We start from the raw sequence: 13250 nt of genomic DNA on the forward strand, positions 1-13250 counted from the left end.
TATGACAACGGGGTAAGACTGCAACAGTGGGAGCCGGGAGGAACATTTCGCTGATGCACGAACTCTATCTCGGCGGGGTCGCCGGATGAGCAGTCCGTCAACCGTGGTTGGCCCCCTAATCGTGAACAGCCTTGTTGCGCAGATCCTCGAAGCGGGCATAGCTTTTGGTCAGATGGCTGCGCATGGCGCGCCGCGCGGCATTGACGTCCCTGGCTTCGATGGCCCCGAGAATGGCGCGGTGCTCGCGCTGCATGCGGTCGAGATATTTTTCCCGCTCGGCCTCCGTCATCCGGTCGAGCCGCGTCCAATGGCGCGGGACCATGGCGCTGCCGAACGTGTCGAACAGCCGGGTGAAATTCGGGTTCTGCGTCGCGGCGAGAATGGCGCGGTGGAAGCCGAAATCCTCTTCCGAGCCGGAGCCGCCGGCACGCACCGCCGCCTCCAGCGCGTCGAGCCGAGCGCTCATCTGTTGAAGCGCCGCCTCGCTGCGCCGTTCGGCGGCGAGACCGGTCGCCTCCACCTCGATGCCCATGCGCAGTTCGAGCACGCGCAGCACCTCGTCGATCGATTCGAGATCGTCGGGCAGCACGGAAAACGTCTTCGGCGGCGGATCCTTGGCGACGAAGGCGCCGAGCCCCTGGCGCGTGGTAATCAGCCCGCGCGCACGCAGCGCCGCCAGCGCCTCGCGCACCACGGTGCGGCTGACGCCTGTGGCAGCAACAATCTCCTGCTCGGTCGGCAGCCGCTGCCCCGGCGCAAGGTCACCGGATTCGATCTGCGCAATCAGCGTGTTGACCAGACCCGTCCGCAGGTTGGGCGCCTGCGGTATGGCGTCGAAAGTCATGGGCTCCGCCATCGGTGGCACTCCGGTTCGATTCTTGTTCGAAGGCCGAATCTTATTCAAAGAATTGCATCGACGGGTGCCCGCCGCAAGGTGACGAAAGTTCGGCCCGCTGGCACGAGCCATGGGAGGATTGCATGAAAGAACGCATCGGCTTCATCGGCCTGGGCAGCATGGGCGCCGGCATGGCCGACAATCTGCTGCGCAAGGGCTGGCCGCTGACGGTGCATGTCCACCGCAGCCGCACGGCCGCCGACCGGCTGATCGCGGCCGGCGCCACCGAGGCGGCAAGCCCGCGCGAACTGGCCGCTACCTGCGACATCGTCATCCTGTGCGTCACCGGCTCGCACGAGGTCGAAGCGCTGGTCAAAGGCCAGGATGGCCTTGCTGCGGCAGCTAAGCCGTTGCTGATCATCGACTGCTCGACCTCCAACCCGTCATCGACGACGGCGCTTGCCGCCGATCTCGCCCAGCAAGACATAACGCTGATCGACGCGCCGCTGGCGCGCACGCCCAAGGAAGCCACGGAAGGCAAGCTCGACGTCATGGTCGGCGGTGCGGCCGAGATCGTCGCCCGCGCACGGCCGGTGCTGGAAGCCTTCACTGCTCGAATCGTCCACACCGGCCCAACCGGCAGCGGCCACACCATGAAGCTGCTCAACAATTTCATCTCGATGGGCTATTCCGCGATCTATTCGGAAGCGCTTAGCCTCGGCGCCAAGGCCGGCCTGACGCCGCAGGTCTTCAACAGTGTCATCTCCGGCAGCCGCATGGATTGCGGCTTCTACCAGGCCTTCTTCGATTTCGTCTTGAACCGCAACGAAAACGCCCAGCGCTTCGCCATCGGCAACGCGCTCAAGGACATGACCTACCTCGCCTCCTTCGCGCAAGCAGCCGGCATCGCCAACCCGATCGGCGCTGCGGTGCGCAATGGCTTTGCCACGGCGGTCACCACCGGCCACGGCGAGAAATTCGTGCCGGCGCTGTCGGATATTGTTGCGGGGTTGAACGGGGTGTCGCTGGTGGAGGCGACATCACCGGGCCAATAGAAAACGGGTGGATTCGGGCGCAAGCCAACGGTCCCTACATCCTGTAGCCCTTGGCGTGAAATCCGAGCGGCTCAACGGAGCCGCCCGGAAGCTTAAAGCATATGAAGGCGAAAGGGGTTTGAAACCGCGATTGACAAATTGCAAGGCGTCGAACGCGGAACTAGCGATGGAGGACGTAATTCTGGCGAATGTCCCTAACCAACGGCTCGATCTCATTTAGGGTATAGAATCGGACATGGTGGCGGTCCATTTGCTCCGCAATCATGTTTACGAATTCCGCATCCTGTGCCTGCGCATCGTCCCCGACCACCACTAAGCGAGCAGGTCGATCAAGGGCGGTTTCTTGGTAAAGAAGTTCGCCTTCTATCATATGCGGGCTGACCCGGTTGAGCGCCTTATCCGGGTCACCCGCAAGCGACACGGCGTCAATCAGATTGAAGGCTCCATTCTGATAGGCAAAGGGAACCTCGATCTTTACGCCTCCGGAAAGATGGACGGGGTCAGGCTTCACGAGGAAGTCTTCGACGCCATTAGAACGAAAAGCTTGCGCCAGTTTTGTCGACAGCCTTTGGCCGCGCGGCGAGCTGGGTACCTCACCAACCAGCTTTTCGAACAGTTCGCTGACAAGCTTCTCGGGGTCTTTAACCAACACAGATCGAACCGGGGACAGGCGAACCTTCCCAGACCTAAGCCCTATAAATTTCTCGATCTTTTCCCTGTCCCAGCCGTTACCAAATTCATACCGCAATCGACCTTCCATCGATTCTTTCAGGTGCTGAAAATGGTTACCGAGATGGATTTTGAACGCCTGCTCGGCGCGGCGCGGGCTATGGCTAAACTTCACAAAAACCGAAGCATGAGCGAACACAATGACGCCAATGTTCACAAACTCAGCCCGCTCCGGGAACTCTGAGTATTGAACGAGCGAAAAATAGCCTTGTGACTCTCGGATCATTTTACCAACCCCGGGATTTCCGGTTCATCCACCAATCGCCCTGAGATCGTGTTCACCACATATTGGCCGCGCTCACAAATCAAATCGACCAGCGAGAGCGCGGCGTTGGGGCCAAAGCCCCATTGTGCAGGAATAGAATTAACGACTTCAACCACGAAATCGCGCTTTAATTGAGACAGCTTCTCGACGGCGCGCTTGACTGACTTCGCGTCGATATATGGATCGAAGGCCGGAAACTTACCATATACATTTGGGTCTAGGACCCATGCCTCAGGGGCCGGCCCCATAGGAAAATCAACGTCATTCCCAATAAAACAGCTTGAATGATCGATGGGGACAAGATCGTATTTACGACGCCCCTCAGCCTTCACATAAAGTAGGTTGTCGGCGTTGTCTTGTCCATCAAAAAACCGGTCCCAATTGCGGACCCACGTATCGAAAACAACCAGCAACGCCACGTCACCAGGCTCTCGGAGACGAGACAAAAAAGTGTCTCCTCCGTCGTGTGGGGTTCCATCAACGGCGCGTGAAAAGAACATGGGCGGCACCATGCGCGCCCCATTCCTTTCCATAGTCAGGTCTATTTGACAGTCGTGGACTATGGCAAACGGCGGCACCTTGAGGCCAAGCCAAGAAGCCAATTCTCCAGACACCAATTCCGACACAAGTATCGCAGAACCCATCGGATTTCCCATCGATTTGAGAAATCCCTCGCCTGAATCTGTGTCCACCCGGATCGGGCTGGTGCTTGAACCAAACGACTCTATTTCCCGACGCACCTCCGCCGGCTGACATACCGCCCCACATGCAAGAGCCATGATGCTCCACCCATCCCAATTCGGATTGCATACATCGCATCCCGAACGGAATCGAGTCTTGGGTACACGAAGTATAACATACTGCTTTGTTTTGGTTAGTTTGTTGATAGGTCAGGCATTGGCCAGTCGCGTCTATGATAGCTGCTTCGGCGCGTTGCGTATGGCGAGTAGCTTCTTATCCTCAGTCTCACCTGTCGCCAGTGCGGGTGCTTATCGGTCATGATAATGCGTGAGGATGCATGGACCGTTTGCCTGAGAAGGTTCGCGGTTTCAGTGAGCATCCATCATGGCCGTCGATGTGTTCGAAATGAGCGCGCATCCCATTGTTGCTTTCGCGGTGTGCACGGACAGCGCCATGGCACTCTGGGCAACGCTTCGGAATTTTGGGATTTAGACCAAGCGCTTGGTCGATCGTGAGGTACGACCAACCATCGACTACCTTCATTTCGCAGGCATCCATTTCCATCCGACGAATATGGCATTCAACGCCGGACATTCAAAGGCGGAAATTCGACCGTCAGCCCGCCCGCGCACAGCCTTCCGCAATCTCGAATGCCGCAGCGGAGACGCTGCCCCTCGCGCCCGTGATGCCGACTCCGCAGCCGCATCGCTCTCGAGCAGACCTGGCGCACCTCCAAGCACCCGCCTAGCGAACAGCCATCCATCCGTGTCAAACCGCAATATCGGTCGAGCGCGAAATGCCCTGACGCGCCTATCTGGTGTCGCCACGCAGGACGAGACGTTTGATGACGCCACTTGAAAACTACCATGCCCGGATGCGGCGGGTGCTGGATCATATCGACCAGCATCTCGACGACGATCTGGGCCTGGAAGCGTTGAGCGGCGTTGCGGCGTTCTCGAAATTCCATTTTCACCGGCAGTTCACGTCCACCTTCGGGGTGTCCGTGCATCGCTATGTCCAGCTCGCCCGCCTGAAACGCGCTTCGTACCGGTTGGCCGAGAGCGACGCCCACAGCGTCACCGACATAGCGATGGATGCCGGCTACGACGCACCGGATGCCTTCGCCCGCGCTTTTCGGCAGCGGTTCGGACAATCGCCTTCGTCGTTCCGGAAGTCTCCCGACTGGGGGGCGTGGCTCATGGCCTTCGGGCCGCTCGACAAAGCAAGGACCACGCTCATGCAGATAATTTTTGAACCCGGCGACGTGATGATCCGGGATGTGCCGCCCACGCCGGTGGCGATCCTGGAGCATCGCGGCGATCGGGCGACGCTTCCTGACACCATCCAGCGCTTCATCGCCTGGCGCAAGGCCGCCGGCCTGTCGCCCGAGACAAGCTCGACCTTCAACATCTTCCGTTCCGAAAGGGAGCCGGCGAACCCGGCCGACTACAGCATGGACATCTGCGCCGGAACCGAGCTGCCGGTAGAGGATGGGCCGATCGAGGGCGCGCAGATGAAGGCCGGCGTGATCCCCGGCGGACGCTGCGCGGTGCTGCGCTACCCCGGCAACACCAACAATCTCGAGCCGGCCGCGCTTTACCTCTATCGCGAATGGCTTCCGGCCAGCGGCGAGGAGGCGCGCGACTTTCCGATCTATTGCCAGCGGCACTTTTCGTCGAACGGACCGGTGCGTGAGGTGGTGCTTGAGCTGTTTCTGCCGCTGAAATAGCGCGGTGGGGTGGCGGCCTATCTCCGGCCCTGAGCTGGTTGAGCCGACGACCGAGTGAAATCTGATATGGCGCTCCCCACTCCGTCTCGGCTTCGCCGAGCCACCTCTACCCCCACATTCGTGGGGGAGAGGAAACCCAAGCTTTTGAAGGGCTGCGATCTCGGAGATTGGCATTTCCTCATCCCCCATGAAATGGGGGGTCCGAAGGACGGGCGAGACCCGTGGCTCGCCCCGGCAAGGTGGCTCGGCGAAGCCGAGACGGAGTGGAGGTCAGCGCTGCCATAGGCGATTGGCCCAGCGCGCGGACAAGGCAAGGCTATCCCTAAGCCTGCCCGCGCACAGCCTTCCGCAACCGCGAATGCCGTACCGGAGACGCTGCCTCGGGCCCCGGCGCTATCTCCGCAGCTTCCCCCTCATGCAACCCCACCCGCAACGCCGCACCCGCCAGGTGGTCGCGCATCGCCGCTTGCGCTCCTTCGGCGTCGCCGGCACGGATCGCTCTCAGGATGCGCTCATGTTCGCCGAGCGTGATGCGGGCCATGTCGTCCGACTTTTGCTGGTTGCCGGCGGCGAGAATGCTTTCGCGCACCCGCTCGGACACGAAGACCAGGAATTGGCCCATGTAGGAATTGCGCGTCGCCTCGGCGACGGTGCGGTGGAATTCGAGGTCGCTGCGCAGCCAGGCGACGCTGCCATAGGGGGCGGCGCGCATGCCGGACAGCGCATCGCCCATGGCTTTGAGATCGGCGTCGCTGCGCCGTTTTGCGGCAAGGGCCGCCGCCTGCACTTCGAGGATGCCACGCAGTTCGAACAGATTGCGAAACGAGTCGGCGCGCTGCAGCGTCTCATGGTCGATGGTCAGCACCGTCGGGTTGTTGCTCTCGACGACGAAGGCGCCGCGCCCCTGCTGCGACCAGATTCGGCCTTCCGAGCGCAGCCGCGCGATCGCCTCGCGCACCACGTTGCGGCTGACCCCGAAAGTGGTTGCCAGCGCCGCCTCGGTCGGCAGCTGGTCACCCGGCTTCAGCCGGCCTTGCGCGATCTCGCGCGAGATGGAACTGGCCACCAGAGTGGAGAGGTGTGGGCCGCGATTGACCTTGTCGAGTTTCAGCGTCATCGCTCACCTATAGTCGACGGCGGGTGCGGACGCCAGAATGCGGCCGTTGCTGAGAATGTGGCGCGGGTCGAATGCGTCCTTGATGCCGGCGGCGAGGTCGAGCGTCACCGGATCGATGCGTTCGAGGAACGCCTTCTGCTTGACCCGGCCGATGCCGTGCTCGGCGCTGATAGAGCCGCCATAGCGATCCACGACGGTGAAGATCTCGGCTTCCGCCTGCTCGAACAGATGTTCCATCGCCTCGGTGCCCATGCCTTCCGGCGGCACGACGTTGAGGTGGATGTTGCCGTCGCCGACATGGCCGTAGGTGACGGCCAGCGCGTCGGGCCGGGCTTTCTCCAAGGCGGCCAGCGCATCGGTGACGAAATCGGCAAGCCTGGAGATCGGCACCGACACATCGGTGCGCAAGTAGCGCCCGCCCCTGCCCTGCCGCTCGACCATGATCTCGCGGTAGAGCCACAACCGCTCACCTTGAGCCCTGGTCGAAGCGATGACGCCGTCCTCGACGATGTCCTCGACGCTGCCGAGAAACCCCAGCAGCATATTGGAGAGGTCGATCAGCCCGCCCGACGACACCTCGATCAGCACATAGACGGGATAGGGCTGGCTGAGCGGATCGGGAAAATCCTGGCCTTCGCGCATGGTGATCTCGATGCCGCCGCGCAGGATCAGTTCGAAGGCGGTGAGCAAATCGCTGCAATCGCGCCGCGCCCTTGCATAGAGTGCCATCGCGTCCTCGACGGAACGCAGGCCAACCAGCGCGGTTTCGATCTGCGTCGGCTTGGGGAATAGTTTCAGCGCCGCCGCGGTGACGATGCCGAGCGTGCCCTCCGAGCCGATGAAGATCTGCTTCAGATCATAGCCGCGGTTGTCCTTGCGCAGCACTTTCAGCCCGTTCCAGATGCGGCCGTCGGCCAGCACCACTTCGAGGCCAAGCACCAGGTCGCGCGTCATGCCGTAGCGCAGCACGTTGAAGCCGCCGGCATTGGTGGCGACATTGCCGCCGATGCGGCAGCTGCCTTGCGCGCCGAAGGTGATCGGCAGCAGGCAGTCGCTCGCTTCAGCCTCGCGCTTGGCGTCCTCGAGGATGCAGCCGGCCTCGACCACCATGGCAAAGTCGATCGGGCTGATCGAACGGATACGGTTCATGCGCTCCAGCGAGATGACGATCTCGCCGCCATCCGCCGCCACTGCGGCGCCCACGAGCCCGGTCAGGCCGCCTTGCGGCACCACCGGAATGCGCTCGGCATGGCAGAACCGCATCAGCGCCGACATCTCCTTCACCGAAGAGGGCCGCGCCACCGCCAGCGGCCGGCCGAAATGATCGCCCGACCAATCTCGGCTGTAGCGCGCCAGATCCACTTCCTCGGTCAGCAGCCCGCCATTCGGCAGCAAGCCGGCCAGGGCTGCGATCTGCGATGCGGAGGGTGGCGGCACGGCATTCATGGATTGGCTCTGGGCCCCTCGGCAAAACGGCTGGACAAATACCGGCGTTGTCGTGTTATCATACAACCCTGCTTGAGAACATCAAGCGAGGCTTGCCGCCAAGCGTTCGATGTGGATGATCAGACCCGCAAATCACAGAATTCGGAGGACTTCCCCAATGAGCGACGCCCCGGGATTTCGCTATATGCACACCATGATCAGGGTGCTCGACCTCGACAAGTCGATCGCCTTCTACACCGAGGTGCTCGGCATGACCCTGCTGCGCCGCGACGACTACCCCGGCGGCAAGTTCACCAACGCCTTTGTCGGCTACGGCCCCGAGGACAAGGAAGCCGTCGTCGAGCTGACGCTGAACTGGGGCCGCGAGGAGCCCTACGAGATCGGCACCGGCTTCGGCCATCTGGCGCTCGGCGTCAACGACATCTACGCCGTCTGCGCCGAACTGGAAAAGCGCGGCGCCAAGATCCCGCGCAAGCCCGGCCCGATGCAGCACGGCACCACCCACATCGCTTTCGTCGAAGACCCCGACGGCTACAAGATCGAGCTGATCGGCCTCGACACGATGTAATCCGATCGGGCCGGACCGCATCGGCCTCGCGCCGATGCGGTCCCGTCCTGTCCGCGCTTGCCTGGGAGGCGGGATCACTTGATGACCGCGATCTTGCTGCGGTCGATGGTGATGGCGACGGCGGCAATGAGCACCGCGCCGAACACCATGTTTTCCAGGAAAATATTGACGCCGACGAAGGTCATGCCGATGCGCACGATCGAGATGATCAGCGCGCCGACCGCCGTGCGGGCAACGCCGCCGAGCCCGCCGGTGATCGCCGTGCCGCCGACGATGACGGCGGCGATGGCCGGCAGCAGCAGCTGGTTGGCCAGCACCGGCGAACCGCTCGACAGCCTGGCTGCCAGCACGATGCCGGCGATGGCCGCGAGCATACCCGACGCGGCAAAGGCGATGATCTTGGTGCGGTCGACATTGATGCCCGCGGCCCACGCCGCCGGCTCGCCGGCGCCGACCGCGATCGCCTGGCGGCCGAAGCGTGTGTAGCGCAGCGCCAGAAAGGCGGCGATGCCGATGACCGCCGAAATCAGCACCACCACCGGAATGCCGATGATGGTGGCGTTGATCCACGCCGTGTTTTCTCGGCCACCTTCCTCGATGGTGATGGCGCGGCCATTGGAGACCCAGAGCGCAAGGCCGGTGACCACGCCGCCGGTGGCGAGTGTCGCGACGAAGGACGGCACGCGCAGCTTGACATGGACGACACCGCTCAACACGCCGAAGGCGAGCCCCGACAGGATCGCCACCGGAAAGGCGGCGAGGCCGAGCGACGGCAGCAATTGCGCCAGGATGACGCTGGCTAGTGACGCCACCGCCTGGATCGACAAATCGATGCCGCCGAGCAGAATGGCGAAGGTGACGCCGGTCGCCAGGATGAACAGCACGGCGGTGTTGGCAAACAAAAGCGCCACGGTTTCGCCGGTGAGGAAGCCTGGCGCGGCGATCTCGATGATCAGCAGCAGGCCGACCAGCAGGATCAGCGGAATGGCGCCTTGCGTCCACTTGCCCTCGAAAACCTGCCTGATGGAGAACGCCTCATTCATCGGTTCACACCATTGCCCTGAGAAGATCGACCTGGTTCGGCTTGTTGCCCGGACTGGCATCGAAGCGCGCGGTGATTGCACCGTCGCGCATCACCAGCACCTGGTGCGACAGACCGATCGTTTCCTCCAGCGTGTCGGAAATCAAAAGGATCGCCACGCCTTGCGCCGAGAGATCGCGCACCAATTCGTAGACCTCCTCCTTGGCGCCGACATCGAGGCCGCGTGTGGGATGGTCGAGCACCAGGATGCGCGAGCCCGCCGTCATCCAGCGCGCCAGCACCACCTTCTGCTGGTTGCCGCCGCTGAGCTTGCGGCAGGCGGCATCGGGACCGGGCGCCTTGATGCGCAGCCGCTTGATCCAGTCGGCGGCAAGCCGGCGCTCCTTGCCATAGTCGATGGCGCCATGGCGCATGACGCTGGAGAGATCGGCCAGCGAAATGTTCTCCGCGATCGACAGGAACATCACCAGCCCTTCGAGCCGGCGCTCGCGCGGGACATAGCCGATGCCCTTGCGCACAGCCGGCTCCGGCGAGGAGAAGCGCACGGCATCGCCGGCGATTTTCATCTCGCCGGCATCATGCTGGACGAAGCCGCCAACGGTGCGCGTCACCTCCTCGCGGCCGGAGCCGACGACGCCGGCAATGCCGACAATCTCGCCGGCCCGGATCGAGAGATCGACGCCGTGATAGAAACCGTTGGCGCCAAGCCCCTTGGCCTCGACCATCACGATATCGCGCGGCGCGAGCTGGCGGGCCTCGCGGTAATATTCGGCCTGCAGGCCGCGCCCGACCATGATCTCGTGCAGCTCAGGCGCGGTGACTTCGGCTGCACGATGTTCGGCAACGACGGCGCCATCCTTCATCGTGTAGACGCGGTCGGAGATATTGAGCACCTCTTCGAGGCGGTGCGAGACGAAGACGAAGCTGGCGCGGGATTTGAGCGACCGCACCCGCGCGAACAGCACCTCGATGTCGGCGGCGTTGAGCACCGAGGTCGGCTCGTCGAGCAGGATCAGCAACTGCCGCTCGACCACTTCCTCCAAGGTCAGCGCCTTGGCGAGCTCGACCATCTGGCGTGCGGCGAAGGTGAGTTCGGAGGTGCGCGCGGTGACGTCGATGTCGATGCCGATCTTGGCCAGTTGCCGCCGCGCCGCCGCGTTCATGGCGCGCCAATTGACGAGGCCGAAGCGGGTGAAGCGGTCCTCTTCGCCGAGATAGATGTTTTCGGCAACCGTCAGGTTCAGCACCAGCGACTGCTCCTGGAACACCATGCCGATGCCATGCCTGGCCGCATCACGGGCGTTGCGCATGCGCAGCTGTTCGCCATCCAGCGTCAGCGAGCCGCTATCCGGCCGGTAGCCGCCGGCCAGCACCCGCATCAGCGTCGACTTGCCGGCGCCGTTCTCGCCGATCAGCCCGACAACTTCATTGGGCCGCACCTCGATTGAGACGTCGCGCAGCGCCTGGACGCCGGGGAAATTCTTGATGATGCTGGACGCCTGCAGCATGGCGTTCACTTGACGATTTTCAGGCGGACACGGTCGAGCGACAGCGCCACCGCGGCGATGATCATCAGACCCTGCACCGTCTGCTGGATGTAGGGCGAGATGCCGAGCAGGATCATGCCATTGGCAAGCACGGTGACGATCAGCACACCGATCAGCGTGTTGACGACGCCGCCCTCGCCGCCGGTCAAAGCGGTGCCGCCGACGACCACTGCGGTGACCGCTGCAAACAGCCTGCCGTCGCCGATGACGGCGTGCGACTGGCCGAGCTGTGCCGCGGCCAGCACGCCGGCAATGCCGAAGAAGAACCCGGCCAGCGCAAAAGCGGTGATGCGCACGCGCACGACATTGACGCCGGAGAGCTTGGCGACATCCTCATCACCGCCGATCGCCAATATGTGGCGGCCGAGCTTGGTGTGATACTGGATGACAGTGGCGAGCAGGAAGGCGCCGAACGCGACCCAGACCGCCACCGGCAGGCCGAGGAAACGGTGCAAGGCCAGGTCGCGGATCGAGGCGTCGTTCAGCTTGATGGCCGTGCCGCCCAGCATATAGACCGACAGGCCGAGGCCGATGAACCACATGCCGAGCGTGCCCATGAAGGACGGGATGCGCAGCATGGTCTGGATGAGACCGCTGACGAAGCCCATGGCGGTGCCGGCGGCGATGGCAGCGAGCACCGCCCACCAGCCATAGTCGTTGCCGTTGCCGTCATTGGCGGCGAGCAGCACAAGCACCATCGCCGCCACCGAAAGCGTGCCTTCGACTGCGAGGTCGATGCTGCCCATCAGGATGATGAAGGTCAGCCCCATCGCCAGCGTCAGCGGCACGGCGGCGGAATTCGCAAGCCGCACCAGATTGCGCAGCTCGATGAAATTGGGGTTGGCAATGGCGATGAGTACGCAGAGTACAATCAGCACCGCCAGCGGCGCCAGGCTGCGCCAGCGCCTGCCGCCCAGGAATGTCGCGATGCGGCCGGGGAACGGTGTCATGGGCGTCGTCCGCTCGATGTCCGAAACGGACTTCAGGGGTTCTGTATGGATTGTCAAGAAACCGCTTCCCGTCTGCTGGTGACAGCCGTCGCGACAAGGGGATCGCGACGGCTGCGGGAGGAAGCGGGCCGCCAGGGAGTTGCAGCCCACTCCGATGGATCAGGTGCGGATTGCTCCGGTGACCCGGCCCCACAGATCGTTCCAGTCGATCTCGGGCTTCGCATCGACATTGGTCTTGTAATATTCCTCGACATTGTCGTGCGAGATCAGCACCGCCTTGCCGTAGAACTCGCGGTGCTCCGGGGGCTCCTTGGTCGGGTCGAACTTGCCGATCTTGGCGTTGTAGCCGATGGCCAGACCCATGCCGCCCTGCCAGAACGGATCCGAAGTGACGGTGCAGGCGAACTCGCCGGTGCGCACCGCATCGACCGCCGTCTTGATGCCGTCGACGCCGACGATCGGCACCTTGCCGGCGAGATTTTCGGCACGCAGCGCTTCCAGTGCACCGGAGCCCATATCGTCATTGGCGGCCCAGATGCCCTTGATGTCGTCGCCGAAGCGGGTAAGCAGATTGCCCATCAGGTCGAAGGCTTCGGTCGACTTCCAGTTGGCGACCTGGAAGTCGAGCAGCTTGATGTCCGGGTTGGCGGCGAGCGCCGCATCGAGGCCCTTCTTGCGTTCGATCGCCGCCGTGGTCGAGATCAGGCCGCCGAGTGCGACGATGCCGCCCTTGCCGCCAATGGTCTTGAACAGGATCTCGGCGATGGTCTTGCCGCTGTCGATGCCGTCGAACTCGATATGCGAGACATAGTTCGGGTTGAAATCCTTCGGGTGCAGATCCCCAGGCTTGTTCCACTGCGTCACCACATAGGCGCCGGCCTTGGCGCAGGCCTCGACGATCGGGCGCGCATCGGGCGTGTCGTTGGGATCGGAATTCAGCACCATGTTGCCGCCGGTCTTGGCCAGCATCGCCTTGATGTCGGCAATGCCCTTCTCGCTGTTGCCTTCCGAAACCAGCGTGACGTGTTCCAGCCCGGCCCATTTGGCATACGCTTCCGCGCCGGTCTTCCACACCGCGTGATAGGGGTTGGACAGCGAGCGGATCGACGTCACCAGCGTCGGCTTGTCCTGCGCGCGCAGCACGCTCGGCATGGCGAGTGCCGCCACGCCGGCGGTGGCGCCCATCATCAGCGTGCGCCGGTTGACCGCAAAATTCTTCGTGTCGTTCATACCTCGAATCCTCCCGATTGAATTCTGTTCCGCCCGGCATCTTGCGCGGGGAGCGC

General features: G+C 63.1%; 13 protein-coding genes. 3 read left to right on the top strand and 10 right to left on the bottom strand.

Annotation, left to right across the window (positions count from 1 at the left end; all coding sequences use genetic code 11):
• Positions 1–115: 115 nt before the first annotated feature.
• Positions 116–856, bottom strand: a complete 741-nt coding sequence (locus NLY36_RS10135; RefSeq protein WP_023710865.1) for a FadR/GntR family transcriptional regulator — start codon at positions 854–856, stop codon at positions 116–118.
• A 122-nt stretch (positions 857–978) separates the two neighbouring features.
• On the opposite strand from NLY36_RS10135, the gene NLY36_RS10140 reads away from it, so the two are divergent.
• Positions 979–1890 (top strand): NAD(P)-dependent oxidoreductase, encoded by a 912-nt coding sequence (locus NLY36_RS10140; RefSeq protein WP_023735077.1) that lies wholly within the window; start codon positions 979–981, stop codon positions 1888–1890.
• A gap of 160 nt (positions 1891–2050) precedes the next feature.
• Here the strand turns inward: NLY36_RS10140 and NLY36_RS10145 are convergent, their stop codons facing one another.
• The 3 genes from NLY36_RS10145 to NLY36_RS31725 form a co-directional block, all read right to left on the bottom strand.
• Positions 2051–2845 carry a DUF3037 domain-containing protein gene (locus tag NLY36_RS10145; RefSeq protein WP_023735078.1) on the bottom strand — a complete coding sequence of 265 codons (795 nt, stop codon included), beginning with the start codon at positions 2843–2845 and terminating at the stop codon, positions 2051–2053.
• Complete coding sequence (locus NLY36_RS10150) at positions 2842–3663, bottom strand: HipA family kinase (RefSeq protein WP_156931487.1); 822 nt, start codon at positions 3661–3663, stop codon at positions 2842–2844. The genes NLY36_RS10145 and NLY36_RS10150 overlap by 4 nt, the downstream gene beginning before the upstream one ends.
• A gap of 217 nt (positions 3664–3880) precedes the next feature.
• Positions 3881–4159, bottom strand: a complete 279-nt coding sequence (locus tag NLY36_RS31725) for a hypothetical protein (RefSeq protein WP_488492020.1) — start codon at positions 4157–4159, stop codon at positions 3881–3883.
• Between the two features lie 250 nt (positions 4160–4409).
• Here NLY36_RS31725 and NLY36_RS10155 point away from each other — a divergent pair, with 250 nt between their 5' ends.
• Entirely contained in the window at positions 4410–5294 is an 885-nt protein-coding gene (locus NLY36_RS10155; protein ID WP_031197736.1) for an AraC family transcriptional regulator, read from the top strand.
• 322 nt (positions 5295–5616) lie between these two features.
• On the opposite strand, the gene NLY36_RS10160 is transcribed toward NLY36_RS10155, so the two are convergent.
• Both NLY36_RS10160 and NLY36_RS10165 read right to left on the bottom strand, forming a co-directional pair.
• A complete protein-coding gene (locus tag NLY36_RS10160; RefSeq protein ID WP_023671079.1) occupies positions 5617–6411 on the bottom strand; it encodes a FadR/GntR family transcriptional regulator in 795 nt (264 codons plus the stop codon).
• Positions 6412–6414: 3 nt separating this feature from the next.
• On the bottom strand, positions 6415–7857 hold the full coding sequence (locus NLY36_RS10165; protein ID WP_023735081.1) for an FAD-binding oxidoreductase: 1443 nt from the start codon (positions 7855–7857) through the stop codon (positions 6415–6417).
• 157 nt (positions 7858–8014) lie between these two features.
• On the opposite strand from NLY36_RS10165, the gene gloA reads away from it, so the two are divergent.
• The gene (gene gloA / locus NLY36_RS10170) at positions 8015–8425 is read left to right on the top strand and encodes a lactoylglutathione lyase (RefSeq protein ID WP_019856614.1); all 411 of its coding nucleotides are present in this window, start codon (positions 8015–8017) and stop codon (positions 8423–8425) included.
• Between the two features lie 74 nt (positions 8426–8499).
• Here gloA and NLY36_RS10175 read toward each other — a convergent pair whose 3' ends face one another.
• The 4 genes from NLY36_RS10175 to NLY36_RS10190 all read right to left on the bottom strand — a co-directional run bounded on the left by NLY36_RS10175 (position 8500) and on the right by NLY36_RS10190 (position 13194).
• On the bottom strand, positions 8500–9468 hold the full coding sequence (locus tag NLY36_RS10175) for an ABC transporter permease (protein WP_023704158.1): 969 nt from the start codon (positions 9466–9468) through the stop codon (positions 8500–8502).
• A 4-nt stretch (positions 9469–9472) separates the two neighbouring features.
• The gene (locus tag NLY36_RS10180) at positions 9473–10975 is read right to left on the bottom strand and encodes a sugar ABC transporter ATP-binding protein (protein WP_023704159.1); all 1503 of its coding nucleotides are present in this window, start codon (positions 10973–10975) and stop codon (positions 9473–9475) included.
• A 5-nt stretch (positions 10976–10980) separates the two neighbouring features.
• Complete coding sequence (locus NLY36_RS10185) at positions 10981–12021, bottom strand: ABC transporter permease (RefSeq protein ID WP_245260942.1); 1041 nt, start codon at positions 12019–12021, stop codon at positions 10981–10983.
• Positions 12022–12123: 102 nt separating this feature from the next.
• Entirely contained in the window at positions 12124–13194 is a 1071-nt protein-coding gene (locus tag NLY36_RS10190; RefSeq protein WP_023683136.1) for a sugar ABC transporter substrate-binding protein, read from the bottom strand.
• Positions 13195–13250 lie beyond the last annotated feature (56 nt).

Origin of the sequence: Mesorhizobium sp. C399B, from assembly GCF_030323185.1 — a bacterium.
Classification (GTDB): domain Bacteria; phylum Pseudomonadota; class Alphaproteobacteria; order Rhizobiales; family Rhizobiaceae; genus Mesorhizobium.

Bases quoted from the DNA above. Each gene is read 5' to 3' on its own strand.
- NLY36_RS10155 (WP_031197736.1), top strand. From the start codon at position 4,410: ATGACGCCACTTGAAAACTACCATGCCCGGATGCGGCGGGTGCTGGAT.
- NLY36_RS10135 (WP_023710865.1), bottom strand. From the start codon at position 856: ATGGCGGAGCCCATGACTTTCGACGCCATACCGCAGGCGCCCAACCTG.
- NLY36_RS31725 (WP_488492020.1), bottom strand. From the start codon at position 4,159: ATGTCCGGCGTTGAATGCCATATTCGTCGGATGGAAATGGATGCCTGC.
- NLY36_RS10165 (WP_023735081.1), bottom strand. From the start codon at position 7,857: ATGAATGCCGTGCCGCCACCCTCCGCATCGCAGATCGCAGCCCTGGCC.
- NLY36_RS10190 (WP_023683136.1), bottom strand. From the start codon at position 13,194: ATGAACGACACGAAGAATTTTGCGGTCAACCGGCGCACGCTGATGATG.
- NLY36_RS10150 (WP_156931487.1), bottom strand. From the start codon at position 3,663: ATGGCTCTTGCATGTGGGGCGGTATGTCAGCCGGCGGAGGTGCGTCGG.
- NLY36_RS10145 (WP_023735078.1), bottom strand. From the start codon at position 2,845: ATGATCCGAGAGTCACAAGGCTATTTTTCGCTCGTTCAATACTCAGAG.
- NLY36_RS10140 (WP_023735077.1), top strand. From the start codon at position 979: ATGAAAGAACGCATCGGCTTCATCGGCCTGGGCAGCATGGGCGCCGGC.
- NLY36_RS10180 (WP_023704159.1), bottom strand. From the start codon at position 10,975: ATGCTGCAGGCGTCCAGCATCATCAAGAATTTCCCCGGCGTCCAGGCG.
- NLY36_RS10175 (WP_023704158.1), bottom strand. From the start codon at position 9,468: ATGAATGAGGCGTTCTCCATCAGGCAGGTTTTCGAGGGCAAGTGGACG.
- NLY36_RS10160 (WP_023671079.1), bottom strand. From the start codon at position 6,411: ATGACGCTGAAACTCGACAAGGTCAATCGCGGCCCACACCTCTCCACT.
- gloA (WP_019856614.1), top strand. From the start codon at position 8,015: ATGAGCGACGCCCCGGGATTTCGCTATATGCACACCATGATCAGGGTG.